The following is a 19,451-nucleotide window of genomic DNA, read 5'->3' on the forward strand; positions in this document are numbered from 1 at the left end:
GCGCTCGACTTTACATAACCGCGCTTATCGAGCAATGTTGCCGACAACACCTTGATCGGGCGGTTAGCTAACCTCTTGATTCTTACGGGGTCACCATGACCCCGCAAACAACGTACAGGCTTCTTCGCGACGGCGCACAACGCTTGCAGCATGTACCACTATCAGTACAGCGTTACCCCGCACTACTCCCCCGCGCGCTCCACCAGGTCGATCAACTCCTGCTGGGAATGCACATCCAACTTCGCGTAGATATGCTTGACATGGCTCTTCACCGTGTTGCGCGACACCACGTAGTGTTCCATGACGAACTGCCCGTTGCGCCCGCGGGCCAACATGGCGAAGATCTCCGTCTCGCGCTCGGTCAAGCCGTGCTGCGCACCCAGCTCAACGCACCGCTCCTCGATGCTGAGCTGCCGCACCGTCTCGCCAGCGCCGCCAAACCTCACCTCGCCGACCGCCTCGGCAGCAGCAGTCCCAACCGACCCAGCCTCGCGCTCGCCCACGTTCACCACGCCTCGGATCGTGTCGGCGAAACTGAACTTCCTGAATCCCAACCACAGAAACGCGACGAACGCGAACAGCACGACCTCGGCGATGAGCATGGCTGCATCGTCATTCGTACCCACGATATCGTTCGTGGTATGCCCGGCAATCGCGCCCACGTCGGTTCCAACCGCGCTCATGAAACGCACAAGCGCGAACGTCGGCAACAAAGCCAACAGGTTTTGCCGCCCCACTGCCAACACCACAAGCCACACCAGCATGTCAAAGCTGCGCACGCCGATGCGCAAAAGCGCGTTCGCCGAGGGCAGATCCGTCAAAAATGTGAACGGCGCGATGATGAAGCCGGCCACCACCAGCAGCATCGCGAACGAGAACAGCATGTCCTCCTTGCTCTCGCTGCGCGACAGCAGCATCCATGCGGCCACCCCCACCAGCACGACCGCCGAAACATCGACGCTGATAGGAGCATGGGACACTTCGTTGAGCGTGAGTCCGTAACCCGTCGCAACGCTGAACAATCCTACGCATAAAAACAGTGCGTGAGCAGGCCGCAAGAACGATTCCGGATTAGACAATTCGAGGCTGGCCGGGGACGCTTCGCGCGCGATCGCGTCCAGCTGTCGCCCGCCTCGATGATACAGCATCACGGTGATCAGCGCGTATGAGCACGTCGCCTCGACAATGCCCAGCTCGAACGAAACCGGAGGATGCGCCACGCGCACCACTTCGCCCAACGCCATGCCGCACACCACCCCCGCAAGCGCCGCCTTCGACGAACGCAACGACGAGAACGCGGAAACCATCATGATCGACGCCCACGCGGAGGCCGTGTTGTAGAACAGGAAGCCCGCCACCGTCAGCGGACCGTTCGCCATCTGCAGAGCGAACTCCAGCACGAACGCCGCCGTGATCGCACAGCCCAGCGCCACCACGGTCAATAAGCGCCGATCGAGCAGCGAAGGCTTGCGCGTGGCGATCAGAAACAAGATCAAGAACAGAAAGCCCGACGTCATCGTGGAAATCTCCCGAGCGATGCCGTAGTATTCGGCCACGCGAGAATACACGCTCGCGTTCAGAATGCCGCCGACACAGCCCATGATCGCAAAGGCGATCACGCACACCACTATAGCCGCGCTTTCGCCGTGCTTCGAATCGCGCATACGTTCCACCATCGCTTGCAAGGCTCCCTCCCCCTCATCGCTTGCTCCCATTGTAAGCGAAACCTGCGCTATCCGATCACGGCACCCCGCATCTACCACGTTCATCAGCCTTATCGCCCTCAAATCACCCTCGCAGGGGGAGCGCGCCAACTCGCCTTTCGCCAGCCGAAACACCCCCGACGGGGTGGTTTCAAGCCTCGCCGAACGCCGTAGAGTGCACGTCGAGGGAAGCGGCTCCTCATCGGAGCCGCAAAACAAATCGCACCATTAGGAGGATCATCATGGGAACGAACGTAACGAACGAAGGCGGCATCTCCCGCCGCAGCTTCCTGGGCGGCGTCGCAGGCGTCGGCGCGCTTGCCGCCATGGGCCTGGCCGGCTGCTCGCCCAAGGCCGCGGGTACAACCGGAGCCGAGAGCGCTTCCAACTCCGCCAGCACGGCCGCAGGCATCGCCGACAACAACGCGGTGGCCGTGGACGACGGCAGCGCCGCCATCACGGTCGACTGGCTGGGCGCCCCGCCGGAGATCGGCGACATCACCGAGACGAAGGACACCGACCTGCTCATCGTGGGCGCAGGCAACGGCGGCATGATCGCCGGCGCGTACGCATCCGACCAGAAGATGGACTTCATCCTATGCGAGAAGGGCACCGAGGTGGGCGCCACGCGCCACTGGTTCAACGCCGTCGACACCAAGCCCTTCACCGACCAGGGCTACCACACCGACCGCGCCCGCCTGCACGGCGAGTGGGCTCGCTATTCCAGCGGCACGTGCGACCACAACCTCATCAACATGTGGATGAACGAGAGCAACGACATGTTCGAGTACGTCGACAAGTACATGAGCGAAGCCGGCGCCGTGGTCATCGCCGACGAGTTCGAGATGCCGGGCGGCATGGGCGCCACCCCCTTCTACACCCCCTGCGGCGAGCACCACTACGGCAACGCCGAGGGCGGCCGCGACGGCGTCCCCGTGCGCAACGAGCTGTTCGAGAAGGTCATGAACGACAACGGCTACGAGATCTCCTACAAGCACGAGCTGGTGAAGCTGGTCACCGAGGATTCCGGCAAGGTTACCGGCGCCATCTTCAAGACCGACAACGGCTACACGCAGATCAACGCCAAGAAAGGCGTGCTGCTGACCACGGGCGGCTACTCCGCGAACCCCGCCATGCTCTCGTCGCTGTCCCCCATCACCACCGCGTCGGTGACCGCGCTGGGCTACAACCAGAACAACACGGGCGACGGCATCAAGGCGGCGCTGTGGGCGGGCGCGGTGAAGGACATCACCAGCGCCACGATGATCTTCGACCGCGGCCTCGTCGCGCCCGGCACCACGGCGGGCTACACCGAGGAGTCCGTCAAGGCCGGCAATCCGCAGTGGCCGGGCAACGGCCAGTTCAACCCCGGCACGCAGCCCTTCCTCAAGGTGAACCTGCGCGGCGAACGCTTCGCCCTCGAGTCCGCCGACTACGACTACCTGCCCCATGCGGCCGCGCAGCAGCCCGGCGGCGTGTACATCAGCGTCTGGGACGGCAACTTCGGCGACGACGTGCAGCGCTTCCACACCCTCGGCTGCTCGGCCGGCACCCGCATGGGCGTGCTGGGCGTGAAGAAGGAAGACGGCACGTACGACCTGGACAAGTACTTCGAGAAGGAGCTGGCCGACGGTCGCCTGCAGAAGGCCGACACGCTCGACGAGCTTGCCGACAAGCTGGGCTTCGACGCCGACGCCAAGAAGACGTTCCTCGCCACCTGCGAGCGCTACAACGAGCTGTACGACAACCAGGAAGACGTCGACTTCGGCAAGGAGCCCTACCGCCTTTCCGAGCTGCGCACCCCGCCGTTCTTCGGCGCCACGCTGGGCGGCACGCTGCTCACCACTATCGACGGCGTCCGCATCAACGCCGACTGCCAGGCGCTCAACACCGACTTCGAGCCCATCGAGGGCCTGTACTGCGCCGGCGACTGCTCGGGGTCGCTGTTCAGCGGCAACTACCCCGACCAGATGCACGGCGTCGCCTGCGGCCGCACGATGACCGAGGCCCTGCACGTGGTCAAGCTCGTGGCCGCCAAGTAACGCGTTCCCCTCATAAGCTGCGCGCCCTCCCCTCCCGCGCGCAGCATCCTACCCGCGCCCCGACCTCCCCGGGGCGCGGCGTCGTTTCGACCGCCATCATCCCGAACGAGCACATCGCCTGTTGTCATCCTAAGCGCAGCACGCAGCGCGGAGTCGAAGGATCCCGTGCGGCGACAGCAGAAGAAGCCGCAGCCTAAGCCTCACGCAGCGCTACTTCCTCACACCGGACATGGTTTGCTCGACGATGCCGTCCATCATGTCGGGGGTCAGCATGCCGCTGATGTAGCCGAAGATGTTGCCGTCCTTGTCGATCATGAACGTCGTGGGGAACGACCTGATACGGTAGCCGCTGAACATCTCGCCCGTCGTATCCATGAGCACGGGATACGTGATGCCCTGCTCGTCGATGAACGCCTTCACGTCCGCTTCGGACACGTCGCTGTTGTTGGGACGGCTGTCGGTTTTCGGATTCGCCACGCCCAGCACCACGAGGTCGCCCTCGTTCTCGCCACGATCCCGGTACAGCTTCTCGATATCGGGGATCTCGCGCTGGCACGGCCCGCACCAGGTGGCCCAGAAGTTAAGGAACACCGTCTTGCCGCGGTACTCGTCCAGCGAATGCTCCTTGCCGTTCTGGTCGACCAACTTGAGGTCGGCCAGCGGCGCCACCTGCACATCGGCTTTGCTCGCAGCGCCATCGCCCGAGCCGGCGTCCTTGCCCGCATCGGAAGCATCGGACGAACCGCTGTTCGCCCCGTCGCCCTTCGCCTCATCCGCGCCCTGGTCGGCCGGCTGCTCCTGCGCAGCGGGCGCGCCGCCGAACGACGACAGATAGCTGGTCACGCCGTTCATCCACCCGGTCACGGTCATCACGCCCATGACGATGAGCAGCGCGCCGCCCACCTTCACCGTATACTTCACCACGTTGCCGTGCGTACGGAAAAAGCGCAGCACCTCGCCCGTGAACAGGCCCACCGCCAAAAACGGCAGCACGAAGCCGATCGTGTACACGGCCACCAGCCCGAAGCCTGCCGCGGCCGAAGCGCTCGACGACGCCATCAGCAGCACGCTGGCCAGCACCGGACCCACGCACGGCGTCCACGCGAAGCTGAACGTGAAGCCCAGCACCAGCGCCACCAGCGGGTTCATCGCGAACCTATTCAGCCGAAACGGCAGACGACGCTCCTTCTCCACCGCCTTCGTCTTGCCGAACGCGCCCAGCATGTACAGGCCGAACGCCGCCATGATGACGCCGGCGACGATCGAGAACACGCGCTGGTTTCCGGTGAAGAACTGGCCGAGCGCCGTGAATCCGAAGCCCAGCAGGAAGAACGCGAAGCTCACGCCCACGACGAAGAACAGCGTGTTCACGAACACCTTCTTACGCGGGTACTCGACGGTCCCGTCATCGTTCGCAACGCCTGCGCCGCCTGCCAGATAGCCCACGTACAGCGGAATCAGAGGCAGCACGCACGGCGAGAAGAAGCTCAGCAGGCCTTGCACGAACACGGTGAGCACGGGAATGCTCGTTTCGAGGGAGAAGCCCATGATCTCCTCCTAGCCCTCTGCGCCGGACGATGCCGGCCGACCATCGAAAGGCACGACGCCGTCGGAGCCGAATATGCGGTCGTCGATGTCGGCGATCGATATCTGCGCAAGCCGTTCACGGCAACGCTCGTCTAAATCGAGGAATATGTCGTCCATGATGCCCGCCATACCGGATGCCACAAGGCATTTCATGTCCATATCGCCGCTATGCCAACCGGATTGCACAAATCTGATGTTGAGCGCATCGGCCACCATGTGCAGGTCGACCGCCGAAGCGTCCCCTGCAAAACGGTAGCCGCCCACGTTGCCTTCGCGCGTGGTCACGAACCCGGCGCGCTTGAGCGGAGCCATCACCTTGCGCACACGCGCCGCGTTCGTACAGATATTCTTGGCCAAAGCCTCGCTGGAAACGATGTCCGCCTTATGGTTCAGATACACCAGCGCGTGCACCGCAACAATGAAATCGCTGTTCATGATGCTGCTCCGTCTACGACAAATCAACTGTTTCACTTCTTTATACAGTAACTTTTGTACAAAAGAAAGATACAGTTGAGAAATCGAGCCGAAAAACCCGTAGAGAGCAGGCGAGGGCGAATCATCGGCCCGAAAACACACTTCCGAGCCGAATTCCGTGTCTTTGGGCCGATGATGAGCCCTTCCGACCGCTATCGCCTCAAGCTCGACAATATTCCGGGCCGCGCGGGCGGGTTCGGCAGATGGATCAGCCGCGGTTCGAAGTCGAACAGCTCCTCGGTGGACACCGTCGAGCTCACCGTCAGGCAGCTCTTCAAGCACGCGTCGGCGCACAGGTTGCACTGCACGCAGTCGGCCGCCGAGAACTCCAGGAAGCTGCCCTCCCCCTCCTCAGGCACCAGCTCGCTTTTGCGCAGCGCGCCCGTCGGGCAGAACACCGTGCACATGTTGCACGAGCTGCACGCCTGCGTGTCGATGGATACCGAGCCGAACAGCCGCGTGTCGATCTCGGGAACCGTCGGCGCGCCCAACCGGTCCATCGCATCCAGCACCAGCATGCGTCGCTGCGGGTTGAACTGCGGCAGCGTGCCAGCGTCGGACATGCGCAGCCGCTCGCGCAGCGACGGCGCGGCGTTGTCGTTCTTGAACACCATCACCTCGGCCGTCTTGCCCGCGGCGTCCTTCGCCCGCGTGCGCGCGCTCGTGAAGAAGCCGCGGCGCGACTCGCCCAGCAGCGTGCGCTTGTCTTCGAGCAGCACCTCGTCGGGAAACGCCGACGCGCGCCGCACGCGGACGTCCGAGCCCTGCGCAGCCATGAGCTCGTTCGCCGAAGCCACCGTGGCGTCGATGCCCGGCACGTTCGAGCGGAACTTGCACGTGGCGCACGTGCCGTCCACCAGCACGATATCCTCCACGCCGCGCGCCGCAAGACCCAGCAGCACGCTTTCCTCCATGCGCGCGAGGCAGGGCACTTCGGCGTACTTCGCCGGGTCGGCCAGGCGCTTCGACGCTATGCGCGCGCATGCGAACACGGCCTTCCCGCCGGTTGCCGCCACGGCGGACGCCACGCTGGAGGCGAGGTCCTCGTCCAGCGGGCGCAACGGGATGAGCGCCTCCACCGGGCATACCGTGGTGCAGGCGCCGCACGCCACGCATCCCTCGCCGTCAAGCTCCAACACGTTGTTGGCCGCGAACACCGAGCCCGTCGGACAGGCGTCCGCGCATTTTGCGCACGACGCATGGCGGTTGCGCACCACCACGCAGCGATCGCTCGCCAGGTACACGGCCTTCGACTCCAGCGCCTCGGCCACTTCCACGATGTCTACCAGGTTCGGCATGCCAATTCCTCGTCTCGTCTTCCGCTACTTCTCGAGAAACGTCTCCTCGATGGCGCGCAGCTCCTCGGGCGTGTTCGCGTTGATGAAGCAGCCGCCCATGGGCTCGGCCTCCAGCACGCGCTCCTGCGGGAACTCGCACACCTCTACGTCCGCGAAGAACCCTTGGGCGCGCTTCTCGCCGCGGTCGAGCGCGGCGCTCACGGCCGGCAGGCAGCCCGCGCGGCGGTACATCGCATGGAACGGCTCGAACCCGTGCTTGTTCACCGGCACCACCACGTCGGCGCCCGTCTCGTTCATAGCCAGCGCCTCGGCCACCACGAGCGACGGGGAAGCGAACACCATGTCGCAGGCCACCACGGCCACATACGGGTTGCGCGCAGCCTCCAGCGCCGTGTACAGACCCGGCAGCGCCCCGCGCACGTTGAACGCGTCGCGCACCAACTGGATGCGATACTGCGGGAACTCAGCGTGCAGGAAGTCCAGGCGCTCCGGCTCGTTCGTGGTGATCACGAGGTCGTCGGCAACCGGGCCCAGACGCTCCACCAGCCGGCAGATCAGCGGCCGGCCCGCGAACGGCACGGTCGCCTTGCTCTGCCCCATGCGCCTGCTCTCGCCGCCCGCCTGGATGACCACGGTCACGCGCGGCCGCACGAAACGCTGCTCCACGAAGTCGGCGAGGCCAGCAATGTCGTCGAGCGCGAACGCCGGCACGTGGTACAGCTCGGCGGCATGGCGCGCCTCCTCGATGTCGGTGACGACGGCCACCGTGTCCGACGTCGGCAGCTTGTTCGATATGTCGGCGTAGTCGGGATGCTGCGTCTTGAAATGGTCTCCTGAAGCCCTCTCGACCCGCTGCGCGGCACGGCTCAGCTCCTCGCGCGCCGCATCGTCGTCGGCCGGAGGCACGGTGCCGCGGGTGAACTGGGTGAAGTCGGTTCCCAGCGGCCAGCCGCAACGCGCTCCCTCGGCGAACACGTCGGCCACCCGCGCGTCGGCTTCGTTGCCCGAGCGCATGATCTCGATGGTGGGCAGCCCGCTTTTGCGGTACCCTTCCACCACCACGATGTCGTGTCCGGGCATGCTGCGCACGATGTCCGAGCACTCGATCTCGCCTTCCACGGTCTTGATGCGGGCGATCTGCCCGGGCGCGGCGATCACCGTCTCGCGCGCACCAGCGGCGCGGTGGCGGTACGAATCCTTCCCGGGATAGTCGATGTCGAAGCCCACGTGGCTGTGATGCTTCACGCTGCCCACGTCGCGCCCACGTCGCACCAGCTCGGCGATGAGCTGCTCGATGAGCGTCGTCTTGCCTGAATTATGCCGCCCGACGATAGCCAGGGCGGGGCTCGGTATGTTGACCATGCGCTCCCCCGTTCGTTCGGCGCACAGTATAGCACGAAGCGCCGCCCGCACCGGGAAGGAGAGGCAGGACGCACGCAGAAGCGCCAGGTCGATAAAACGCTGCGCAGAGCCGCGCCGATCCCGCAATCGTTGTTTTTAGCAACATAACGAAACCGTTTGCGTTGCATAACGAAACCGTTTGCGCTGCATAACGAAACACGCCGGAGGCCGCGCCAAAAGGCGCGGCCTCCGAGGGAGGGAGGAAAACGCGAAACGCTTACGCGGTGATCGTCGGCAGGTAGAACACACGGGGCTCCGTGCCCTCTTCGGGCAGGTACGCCTCGCCGCCGCGCTCGGCCACGAGCTTCTTCATCTCGTCGAGGTCGCCGAACAAGCGCGCCTCCGCCATGCACGCCTTCACGCATACGGGATCGGGCTTTCCGTCGCCGGAATGCTCGATGCAGAAGTCGCACTTGTCCACCGTCATCTTCGGCATGTTCTCATAGGCGACGCTCTCGTATTCGTTCAACTCGGAGCCGAAATAGCCATCCTCGCTCTGAACGAGGTAACGCGCGCCGTAAGGGCAAGCCTCCATGCAGCTCTTGCAGCCGATGCACTTCTCCTTGTCGATGACCACGATGCCGTCCTCGTCGCGGATGGTGGTGGCGCCCTGCGGGCACACCGCCACGCACGGCGGGTTCTCGCACATCATGCACAGCATGGGGCGGATGGTGCGCACCGCGTTCGGATAGGAGCCTTCGGTGCCGCGGTCCACGCGCGAGCGAGTCACCGTCGGGGGCGTGCCGTTCGCGCCCTTGCACGCCACCGAGCATCCGTGGCAGCCAACGCATTTCTCAAGGTCGATAACGAACCCATAGGCCATGAAACTCATCCTCCTTTCCGGGGATTAGGAAATCTTCTCGAGCTTGCAGCGCACGCACTGGTCCACGCCGGATCCGACGTACTCCATGCGCTTCGGATCGCCTGCGGGCACCAAGTGGTTCACCGCCGTGCCCTTCGTCTTGCCGATGGGCTGGTAGTCGGATTTCGCGTTCAGATGGCCGCCCACCGACGCCACGCATTCGGGATGCACGAACTCGGTGAGCACGGCCACGCCTTCCACCACATTGCCGTCGCGGTTCGACAGGCGCACCTTGTCACCCGATTTGATGCCCTTGGCGGCACCGGTCGCCGCGTTGATCTCCAAGAAGTACGTGGTATCGTCCAGCTCGTTGATCTCGTTGATCCAGGCGTTCTCCACCTGCCAGGTATCGGTGTTGATGGCGTTCGTCCAGTACACGGGGAACAGGTCGAAGCCTTCCTCCTCCACCTCGTGGTCGAGGCACGGCATGAATTCGGGCAGCGGGATGTAATCGTCCGTCTCCCAGTAGATGCCCAGCTTGTCAACCTCGGCCTCGATCTTCTCCTTCGCTTCAAGCATGAAGTCGAAGTACAGCGGGATGCGCCCTTCCATGCCCGCCGCGAACACGTACACCTCGTCGGCCTTGCGCTCGCGCGTCAGCACGCCGTTCTCGCGGAACCAGTCGATGCCGCGATCCTTGCCCGCCAACGACTTGAGCGCGGCGTCGCACACGCGCTCAGCCGTGATCTGCTCCTTGCCGTCAAGCTTGTACTCGTCGGCAAGCTTGTAGTAGTCGTTGAGCGCTGCAGAGTACTCGGCGGTCTTGCCTGCCTTCGCCGCGAGCGCGCCGAACGTGTCCAGCGCCGACGGGCAGTTGTCCTTGGCCTCAACGATGGGCATGCGACCGGCAACGATATAGGGCACCTCGGGCAGGCCGGGCACGCGGTGGTTGTTGAACGACAACGGCAGCGGGTCAAAGCGCTCGAGGTAGCACGGCTCGGGGATGATGAGGTCGTAGTAGTAGGAGGAATCGTTCAGATAGATGTCCATGCCGAAGATCCAGTCGAACGATTCCAGCACCTTGGCCTGGTAGTCGTGGTTGCACCAGTTCTTCAGCGGGTTCGACGCCATGCAGAACGCCACCTCGGACGGCTCGGTGCCGTACACCTCCGGCTGCACCTGGGCGATGTAGCCGAAATGCTGATCCATCGTGAGGGGCTGCAGCTCCTCCATCGCCTCGGACGTGGGCGTGTAGCTGGCCTCGCGGATATGCTTGTAATGCGAGCCGTTCGACGGCCAGCCGTGCGCCATGTTGAGGTCCTCGATGAGGCCGTCCTCTTCCCAAATGGTGAACTCCCAGGCGTGATCCTTGTCGCCCTCGTAGAACCCGTACTTGTTACGCGTGTAGAAGCCCAGGTAGCCGCCGCGCGAGAACGTCGAGCCCACGAGCGTGTTCAGCTGCAGGATGGCCCAGTGCGTGATGAAGCCATGCTTGTGCCGCGCAATGCCAGAGAACGTGTCCACGGCCACGGGGCGGTAGGGCACCGTGAGCCCGTCCACCTCGACGGTCTGGCCGATACAGGCCGCTTCGCCGAACTCCTTGGCCAGGCGGCGCGTGGTGTCGGCAGGGATCGTCGTGACCTCTTCAGCGTATTCGGGCGTGTACTTCGCGACGGAGTCCTTGAAGATGCTGAACGCCGTGCGCACCGGAATGCCGTCCACCTCGAAATCGCCTTCGAGCGCGGGCTCTTTGACTTCGTCGTAGGGCTTTGCCGTGTTGTCGGACAGATCCCAGTACAGCGCCTTGTTGCCCTTCGACGCGTCGCGCACGATGCGCTGCGTGGCCGGATCAACCAGCGACGGCCCGTTCGTGCGCGCGGCAAGGAACTCCTTGTCGTATAGGTCGTACTCGTTCACCAGCAGGTTCGCCATGGCGAGCGCCACCGCGGCATCGGTTCCGGGGCGAATGGGCACCCACTCGTCGGCCTTCTCGGCCGCGCCCGACATATGCGGGTCGAAGTTCACCAGCTTGCAGCCGTTCGCGCGCGCGTCGGCGAACACCTTCGCCGTGATGCTGGTGCCATGACGCGTGGCCACGCCCGCTTGCGTGCCGAACTGCATGAGGTACTTGCAGTGCGCGTAGTCGGGAAGCGCGTTGCCGCAACCGGTCAGCAGAGCCGAAATGGGATGCGTGGGCGCTCCGCAGATATCGGCCTTGAACGGGATAGGAATGTTGCCGTTGCTGCCCAGCCAGTTCATGGAGTCGATCCACGAGATGATGCTCGTGATCAGCGCGAACACGATGACGGGCTTGTTCTTCTGCTTCTGCTCATCCAGCTTCTCCAAGATGAGATCGTACGCCTCATCCCAGCTGATCTCCTCCCACCCCGGGTCGATGCCGACGCCCTTCTTCGGGTTCGTGCGCTTCATGGGCTTCGTGATGCGGTTCTCGTCGTAGAGCTGCATGATGCCCGCCGTGCCCTTGCCGCACAGATGGCCCCAGCCGGCAGGACTGCGGTCGTCGCCCTTGATCTCCACAAGCTTTCCGTCCACCACATGGCCCAGGATGCTGCAAGCGTTGAAGCACATGTTGCATTGCGAGGGCAGCCACACGCCCTCGTCCTCGGCCGGCGCCGCGGCGTCCGACGCCTTGCCGTCCCCCTGCGGGGCGCACCCGACGAGCGCGCCGGTCGCGCCTATAGCGGCTGCCGCCGCACCCCCCTTGACGAAGCTGCGGCGGGTGATGCCGCCCGGTGCAGCGATATTGGAGCGGTTCTCCATTGGTTTCCTCCTCCTCGTACGATGACTATGCAGAACGTGCAACCTGATCGGCGGGCACCACCTCCTCGAGTTCTTCCAGGAACCGATCGACCTCGGCAACCGTGGTTCGGTCGCTGAAGCTGAGGCGATAGGTGCACCGAGTGAGCGAGGCGGGCACGCCCGCCAGCTGCAATGCCAGCGGATGCTTCTCGCGCCAGGTGCCGGGAGGCACCGTGGTGTGGTTGGAGCTGCACGCCATGGATGCCGAGAGAAACACGCCCGCGTCGCTCAGATCCGCAAGCACCGCGCGGTTGTCGGTGCCCGGCAGCGAGAAGTTCACGATGAAGGGAGACCCGCCGTCGCGCGAGTTCACGATGACGTCGGCGTAGCGGTGGCGCAGCGCGCCGACCACATGCGCGCGCAAGGTCGAAGCGCGCTCGAATGCTGCCGCTTGCTCGGCATGCGCGATGCGCGCGGCCTCGGCGAAGCCGGCGATAAGGGGCAGCGCCTCGGTGCCCGAGCGCAGCCCGCGCTCCTGTCCGCCGCCGAACGCCGTGGTGAACAGCCGGGTGCCGCGCCGCACGTACAACGCGCCGACGCCCTTCGGACCGCCCACCTTGTGCGCGCAGAACGACAGCAGGTCGGCGTCCAGCTCGTGCACGTCGAGGGGCAGCTTCCCGAACGCCTGCACCGCGTCGGTGTGCACGAGCGGCCCGCGCGTTTTTCTCGCGCAGCCGACGGCGCGGCAACGCCGGACGACGTCTTCGATCGGGAAGCGGTACCCCAATTCGCTCTGCACGCTCATCACCGTGGCCAACACTACGTCGGGAACCTCGTCCAATATGCGATCAAGTCCGGAAAGATCGAGCTCGCCGTCGCGAGCGTCCAAGTAAAACACCGTCCAGCCGTCGCGCTTGAGGCCGCGCACCGTTTTCGTGACCGAAGGGTGTTCGAGCGCGGACGTGACCACCGCCCCCGCACGGCCATGATCGCGAGCGTACGCAGAGCACGATCCCGTGATGGCGAGGTTGTTCGCCTCCGTGCCGCCCGAGGTGAAATAGATCTCGTCGGGAAACGCGCCCACCGCCTCAGCCACGACCGCGCGGCTCTCGTCGAGCAACGCCCTTGCTGCACGCCCTTTCGCATGCTGGGACGACGGATTTCCGTACGCATCGCGCATGACGGCGGAAACCGCCTCGATCACGCGCGGATGCATAGGCGCGGTCGCCGCGTTGTCCAAATAAACTTCAGCGCCTCCATGCGCTGAGCTCTCATCTGCATGCATACGTTCCATAACTTCCCCCGTCCCCTGGCGGCCGCCGTTTCGCGCGGCCGGCCTCCCCGTTGGCTCTGGTCGAAATCTAGCAGCCCTTACACCCGTTTCACCGCGACGGAACGGGGGCAACCCGAAAATACCCCTGTCAGGGGGATACGTTTTGCGGGGATCGCCCCCTGCGCTTGCAGCCTTTCCCCGGCAAACCCGATACAATAGAGAACGGGGGAAGGGGGAAGCATGGGAAAGTTCGGCTTTGCTGCGCTGGGCAAGCGCATCAAGCTCTCCGTGTTCAGCTTCGACGTCCAGCCGACCATCGCGTTAGGTTTCGCGCTGCACTGGACGTGGGTTTGGGTAACGTTTTGGAGCTCGACCTTCTACTCCATCTCGCCCGCGCCAGGGCCGGCCACGGTAGGCGTGCCCCTCGAACCGCTCTGGCTGCTTTCGCTTTTAACGAACGTGCTAGGCTACGGCGCCCTGTTCGTCATGAGCCGCAAGCGGCCGGTATTCGGACGCAGCTCGGCCGTCCCCCTCGTAGCCGGAGCCCTTACGCTTATGGGGACGCTGCTCGTTTCGTATCCGTCGGCCGCTTCGTTCAACGAAGCGAGCTCGTTCGCCTACTTGTTCGGAGCGCTGATCACCGGAGTCGGAAGCGCCGTCGAGGTGATCCTCTGGGGCGAGCTTCTCACCATACTCGGCGCACGCCAGACCATCGTGTACAGCATGCTGGCAACCGTCATCGGCAGCGCGTTCTACCTGCTGCTGTCGTTTCTGCCCGATCAGGTTGCGCGCTTTCTGACGGTAGGACTTCCCGCTGCGGAAATGTGGCTGTTCACGCGCAAGCAGAGCATCGTGCGGACCGCGCGCCAGCCCTCCGACGAAGTCGCCGGTCCCGACGCGCCCCCATCCGGCCGCAAGCCCCGCCTCACCACGACGCGCAAGGCGCTGCTGGAGATCGCGGGCATATCGCTGTTCTTCGGCCTTTCATACGGACTCATGAAAGGCTTCTTCGCGCTGAGCAGCGACAACCTTATCACCGTGCGAGACTACCTCAACATCGTGGCGCTCATCCTGGGGGCTACCGCCATCCTCGTCACCACCAGCGTGTTCCGAATGGATTTCCGGCACATGACTTACCAGGTCGCCTTGCCGCTCATGGCGGCGGGCTTCATCTTCTTCTCGCTCACTTATCCGCTCGACCTCATCGGGTTCGCGCTGCATCAGATGGGCTACCAGTACTTCTACATCATCATCTGGGCGCTATGGGCGCTGCTGGCGCGCAAGCTGGACAAGCCGGTGGCCCGTTTCGCATCGTTGTCGATGATGATGCTCATGGCCGGCCAGCTGGCCGGCTCTATTGCAGGCGCCCAGCTCGTGCTGCTTGCCGACGACCCCTACACGATGGCCGTCGTGGCCGCATGCTCGGTGTTCGTGATCCTGCTCGTGTCGCTGTTCGCCTTCGAAAGCCCTTTCCCCGAATCGGGATGGAGCATGTTCGATCCGCCTGGCCAGGATGGACCAGCCCCGCGGTTCAGGCGCTCGCTCAAGAAGCTGGCCGAGATGAGAGGACTGTCGCCGCGCGAGACCGAGGTGCTCGAACTGCTGGCGAAAGGACGCAACTGCAGCTTCATCAGCACCCAGCTGGTCATCTCGGAGGAAACGGCGAAAACCCACATCAAGCGTATCTACCGCAAGTTCGGCGTGCACTCCCAGCAGGCGCTCCTCGACATGATCGAGCTCGACGGCGACTGCCACTGAACCCCCGCACGCAAACACGCCGGAAGCCGCGCCAAAAGGCGCGGCTTCCGAGGGAGGGAGGGTATGGCAGGTTGAAGAGCTACGCGGTTGCGGCGTGCTTGCCGGCCACGCGGCCGCTGGTCATAGCGTTGCCCATGTTGTTGCCGGCCGAGGGGCAGTTGTAGGCGTTGCCGTAGCGCTCGCCCATCGTGTTGCCCACGGCATACAGACCCTTGATCACCTCGTTCTTCGAAGCGGTCAGCACCTGGTAATCGCCGTTCACGCACAAGCCCGCCAGGGTGTTCAGGCCGGGGCCGTACAGCTTGTTCGTGCCCTGCGTGGCAACGAAGAACGGACCTTCGTCGATGGGGATCAGCAGGTTCTCCGGCTTGCCGAAGTCGGTGTCCTTGCCTGCGGCGCACAGCTCGTTGTAGCGCTCGACGCTGGCCTTGGCGTTCTCGAGCGCCTCGCCTTCGAGACCGGCGTTCTTCAGCGCGTCTTCGAGCGTGGCTCCCACGAATATCTCGTTCACGAACGGGCTCGTGCGGTTCGCGATCTCCAAACCGCGCACTTCCACCGTGCCGGCAGCGGGATCCGCCGCCGCCATCTGCGCCTGGAACTCCTCAATGCCCTCGGGGAAGCCCCAGTTGGGAGCGCCGTGATCGAGGCCGCCCGCCTGGATGTAGCTCATGTACTTGCTGTCCATGATGGCGAAGTTGCCCACCATCTTGGCCTCCGGGTTGATAGGCTGGCGGCACGACTGCGCCAGCACGAGGCCCGCGAACGATTCGTTCATGAAGCGCTGGCCGTTGCAGTTCATCCACAGACACGGCGTGGAGCCCCAAGGGCCGAACGAGATGGAGGGCGCGTCGCCCGCAACCGGGCGGGGATGGCTCTCGATGGCGCCGCCCGCCCAGCACCCGATCTTATGACCGGATCCGTCGCAGTCGGTCATGCCCATGAGCTCGGCGCGGTCCACGCCGTGGCGCTCGGCGTTCTCGGCGCATTCGGAGCACAGCTCCCACACCATGTCGGTGTTGCCACCGAAGTCGCCCGTGGCCAGGATGACGCCCTTGGCCGCCTCGAACTTCACGTAGTTACCGTCGGCGTCCTCGGCGATGATGCCCTTAACAGCGCCGTCGGCATCCTGCACGCAGCGCGCCGCGGTCTGCCCGCAGAACCATTCGGCGCCCAGATCCTCGGCCGCGTCGCGGCAGTATTCCTCGATTTCGGACAGGCGCGAGATGCCCGTCTTCTGCTTCTTGCCCACGGGCTGCTCGTTCTTCGTGCCCACCGTCTGCACCGTGGACGCCCACATCTTGTAGCCCGAAACCTCCACGGGGTAATCGGCACCGCTGGGCTTGTCGTAGGCGATCTGCACGATGCACTGGCCGCCCTCGTAGTCGAACACGTCCGACGTGTCGGGGATCAGCGAGGCCAGGTTGTCCATCATCTCGCCGGAGTTGTACACGAACGAGCGGATGACTTCGGTGTTGCAGCGGCCGTTGGCGCGGCGCACGTACTCGTTGACGATCTCGTCGAGGTCGTACGGGCCGAAGCCCCACGCCTCCAGCATCTTGGAGTTGTACGAGCAGATGTCGTCGCCGCGGTAAACGATCTCGCCGTCGTTGTGCTTCTCGATGACGGCGACCTTCGCGCCCTCCTGCGCCGCCGCAAGCGCCGCCTGCGTGCCGGCATGGCCGCCGCCCACCACCACGACGTCGAAGCTCTTCGTCTCTTTGATGTCGGCGTCGGCGATCTCGGGCGCGCTTCCCAGCCAATCCTCGTCGCACATGTAATAGGTCGGACGCGCGACCGCCGCGTCGGCGGACGACGCGTCGCCGTTCTTAGCCGACGCGGACGACGCCTGCGGCGCGCATCCGGTCAGCCCGGCCATCGCGCCGAGGACGCCGGCGCTGGCGGCGCCCACCAAGAAGTTCCTGCGAGAAAGTTCCATGTTCCCCATCTCCTTTGCGTTGTGCTTCGTACCCTGCGACCCCATCTTTGCCCGAACCGACGCACGCTTCCATCCGAAAAAACGTTGATTTGCGTTTCCGCAGATGGCGAATGCTTCTCAACGATTTTACGTAGACGCCTCAACGTCGATTGTTTACGCAGGTGAGACGCGCGAATGCTATAATGCGACGCACGGCGAGGGAAGGAGGCGGCTATCGAGACGCAACGCGAAACAACGGGCAAGCTCGAACGCGGGCGAGCGGGCGAAGGGCTCTCCTTGCCTGCGATGACAGCGCTCATCGTTGGCGTCGCCTGCCTGTTCTCCACGCTGCTCATCTATTCGGGAACGGTCATCTCGTTTCTGCGCTTCGAGCATACGTTGCTGTTCGTGGGCACCTTCGCCGAAACCACCCTGTTGGCGGCCACGCTGTTCGGCGCGCTGTTCCTCGGCTTGTCGCTGGCGGGAAAGCGCCTGCCGTCCATGCTGCTGGGCGCCGGGGGCGGCATGCTGTGCCTGTGCTGCGCGCTCGCGTTCGCGTACTTCTCCTGGTTCGGCAGCTTGGGTACGGCGCTGCTCATCGCGCTTGCCGTGGCCGCCACCCTCGGCGACGTGTGCTTGGCGCTCACGTGGGGGCGCATCTGCGCGCGTTTCAAAATCAAGCGCGCGCTCGTCGCCGTTTCCCTTGCCAGCATGCTGTCGGCCGGGATCTGCTTTCTGTACGCCGTGCTGCCCCTGCCGGGCGTGACGGTGCTGTTCGTGCTCAGCTCCATCGCGGCCGTCATCGTCCCTCTCGCGTTCTCGGGAACGGCGGACAGCACCGAGCAGACCGCCCCCGAACGCGCCGAGGGCCGCACGACGGGCGCCACCCTGGCCTCGCTGGCCGACGTGGTCGTCGCGCCCGGGCTGGGGCCGCTCGTGTTCGCGTTCGCGATGGCCGTCATGCGCACCGCGTTCAACGAGAGCCAGAACGCCTACCTGGCCGCGCTCGCGCTCGATGCCGCGACGCTGCTGGCGTACACGACCCTTCGCAAAAAGCGCTTCGCGCTGCGAGGCGGCATGCACCAGACGTTCCTGCCGCTCATGGCCATGGTGCTGCTGGCGGCCACCAGCATCTCGGCATCGGTGGGCAGCGGGTCGGGACTCGTGTCGTTTCTGACCTACGCGCTGTACGCGCTGGCGGCCATCCTCACGCTGGCCACGCTATGCGCCATCGCGAACGCGGGCGAGTTCTCGGCCGACCTCGTGTTCTCCACCGCCGTGCTGCTGTTCTGCGCAGCCTCGTTCGCCGGCCAGAGCTTCGCGAGCGTGCTCGACGACGACCTCGTCCATGTGGCGGTGACGGTCACCACCACGCTGTACGCGTTCGTCATGGTGCTCTCGTCGTACATGCGCCGCACCCGCGATGCGCACGACGAACAGCGCGCCGCCGAGCACGCCGAGGACGAGGCGACGCCCGCAAGCTCGCCCGACCGCTGCGCCCAGCTGGCGGACGCGCACAACCTCACGGCGCGCGAGCAGGAAATCCTCGCCTACCTCGCCGAAGGCCACAGCGGCGCCTACATCTCCGACGTGCTGTTCATCTCGCCGAACACGGTGCGCACCCACATCCACAACATCTATCGCAAGCTCGACGTCTCCTCGCGCGAGGACATCCTGCGCCTGACGAAGGGTTGATCTCGGTCACACCAAGCCGAATACGAGCTCGTCGGCATCGTCGCCCCAGCTCAGTTCCCCACTCGTTGCTCGCCGAAAATATATGTTGTGATTTCGTGAAGAGGGGTGGTATAATAATCCGTGCATTTACAGAGGCTTTGATGCTTCGGTAAAGATAAGGGTTCTGTTTTTTGGAGGGGGCAGAACCCTTTGTCTTTCTTTGGGACGTTCGCGTCCCATTTTTTTATGCCTGCAGCTCGCGCTACGCGGCATCGTGGGTTATAGGCAAGAAAGTGTGTCCAGAGCCTAATCGTAATCCATGCGATAAGGGCCGCTTGCATGCAGGTCATTCCATTGCACAGCAGTGCCCCAGCGCCCCACCGCTTCATCTTTTTCGCTAGCTTCGGCAGCTGCTCGATAAAACTCAGCAATCAGGACGTCCGTCGGCATTTCCTTCAGGATCTCTTTCGGGCTTGCACGGGCTTCAAGGTCCATATAGCACCACCAGAACGCCGCCTTGACGCGCCTCGTCAGCCTCAATCCCCGATGCTCTCGCAGCATGTGGCGGATCTGGGCGTTCACGCCGCCTTCGATCCTGTTCGTAGTCGCCGGAACAGGTCCTCCCTCGAGCAAGCCTTCGTCGAGATAGGTGAATAGGGTACCGGCCCTACAAAGCTTCAGAAGCCCGCCGCGCGCAGTGCGCAGCCTCTCGTGCTTGTAGCGGATCCGCCCGTCAACCACCTCTTTTTCCTTTAGGAATCCTT

At 64.4% G+C, this 19,451-nt stretch carries 12 protein-coding genes and 1 pseudogene; 3 read left to right on the forward strand and 10 right to left on the reverse strand.

Translation table 11 applies throughout. The features are described from left to right. Positions 1 to 182 precede the first annotated feature (182 nt). A complete protein-coding gene (locus HMPREF1023_RS05250; protein WP_232228688.1) occupies positions 183 to 1,664 on the reverse strand; it encodes a helix-turn-helix transcriptional regulator in 1,482 nt (493 codons plus the stop codon). Positions 1,665 to 1,945: 281 nt separating this feature from the next. Here HMPREF1023_RS05250 and HMPREF1023_RS05255 point away from each other — a divergent pair, with 281 nt between their 5' ends. After that, a complete protein-coding gene (locus HMPREF1023_RS05255; protein ID WP_009305143.1) occupies positions 1,946 to 3,745 on the forward strand; it encodes an FAD-binding protein in 1,800 nt (599 codons plus the stop codon). 210 nt (positions 3,746 to 3,955) lie between these two features. Here HMPREF1023_RS05255 and HMPREF1023_RS05260 read toward each other — a convergent pair whose 3' ends face one another. From HMPREF1023_RS05260 to HMPREF1023_RS05290, 7 genes are all read right to left on the reverse strand, one after another. After that, positions 3,956 to 5,293 (reverse strand): cytochrome c biogenesis protein CcdA, encoded by a 1,338-nt coding sequence (locus HMPREF1023_RS05260; protein ID WP_009305144.1) that lies wholly within the window; start codon positions 5,291 to 5,293, stop codon positions 3,956 to 3,958. Positions 5,294 to 5,302: 9 nt separating this feature from the next. Further along, positions 5,303 to 5,767, reverse strand: coding sequence for an Rrf2 family transcriptional regulator (locus tag HMPREF1023_RS05265; protein ID WP_009305145.1), 465 nt, complete (start codon positions 5,765 to 5,767; stop codon positions 5,303 to 5,305). 191 nt (positions 5,768 to 5,958) lie between these two features. Beyond that, positions 5,959 to 7,104, reverse strand: coding sequence for a 4Fe-4S binding protein (locus HMPREF1023_RS05270; RefSeq protein ID WP_009305146.1), 1,146 nt, complete (start codon positions 7,102 to 7,104; stop codon positions 5,959 to 5,961). A 24-nt stretch (positions 7,105 to 7,128) separates the two neighbouring features. After that, a complete protein-coding gene (gene mobB, locus HMPREF1023_RS05275; protein WP_009305147.1) occupies positions 7,129 to 8,466 on the reverse strand; it encodes a molybdopterin-guanine dinucleotide biosynthesis protein B in 1,338 nt (445 codons plus the stop codon). A gap of 256 nt (positions 8,467 to 8,722) precedes the next feature. Then, a complete protein-coding gene (locus HMPREF1023_RS05280; protein ID WP_009305148.1) occupies positions 8,723 to 9,328 on the reverse strand; it encodes a 4Fe-4S dicluster domain-containing protein in 606 nt (201 codons plus the stop codon). Positions 9,329 to 9,352: 24 nt separating this feature from the next. Then, positions 9,353 to 12,088 carry a molybdopterin-dependent oxidoreductase gene (locus tag HMPREF1023_RS05285; RefSeq protein WP_009305149.1) on the reverse strand — a complete coding sequence of 912 codons (2,736 nt, stop codon included), beginning with the start codon at positions 12,086 to 12,088 and terminating at the stop codon, positions 9,353 to 9,355. A 25-nt stretch (positions 12,089 to 12,113) separates the two neighbouring features. Beyond that, positions 12,114 to 13,307 carry a cysteine desulfurase family protein gene (locus HMPREF1023_RS05290; RefSeq protein WP_009305150.1) on the reverse strand — a complete coding sequence of 398 codons (1,194 nt, stop codon included), beginning with the start codon at positions 13,305 to 13,307 and terminating at the stop codon, positions 12,114 to 12,116. 273 nt (positions 13,308 to 13,580) lie between these two features. On the opposite strand from HMPREF1023_RS05290, the gene HMPREF1023_RS05295 reads away from it, so the two are divergent. Continuing rightward, positions 13,581 to 15,098 carry a helix-turn-helix transcriptional regulator gene (locus tag HMPREF1023_RS05295; protein WP_009305151.1) on the forward strand — a complete coding sequence of 506 codons (1,518 nt, stop codon included), beginning with the start codon at positions 13,581 to 13,583 and terminating at the stop codon, positions 15,096 to 15,098. Between the two features lie 79 nt (positions 15,099 to 15,177). On the opposite strand, the gene HMPREF1023_RS05300 is transcribed toward HMPREF1023_RS05295, so the two are convergent. Further along, positions 15,178 to 17,034 carry an FAD-binding protein gene (locus HMPREF1023_RS05300; protein WP_009305152.1) on the reverse strand — a complete coding sequence of 619 codons (1,857 nt, stop codon included), beginning with the start codon at positions 17,032 to 17,034 and terminating at the stop codon, positions 15,178 to 15,180. Positions 17,035 to 17,319: 285 nt separating this feature from the next. Between HMPREF1023_RS05300 and HMPREF1023_RS05305 the strand changes: the two genes are divergently transcribed. Beyond that, positions 17,320 to 18,708, forward strand: a complete 1,389-nt coding sequence (locus HMPREF1023_RS05305) for a LuxR C-terminal-related transcriptional regulator (protein ID WP_009305153.1) — start codon at positions 17,320 to 17,322, stop codon at positions 18,706 to 18,708. Positions 18,709 to 18,993: 285 nt separating this feature from the next. On the opposite strand, the pseudogene HMPREF1023_RS05310 reads toward HMPREF1023_RS05305, so the two are convergent. Further along, positions 18,994 to 19,451: pseudogene (locus tag HMPREF1023_RS05310) on the reverse strand (IS256-like element ISEle1 family transposase); the annotation flags it as partial.

The sequence above is a fragment of the Eggerthella sp. 1_3_56FAA genome, assembly GCF_000185625.1.
Lineage (GTDB): Bacteria > Actinomycetota > Coriobacteriia > Coriobacteriales > Eggerthellaceae > Eggerthella > Eggerthella lenta.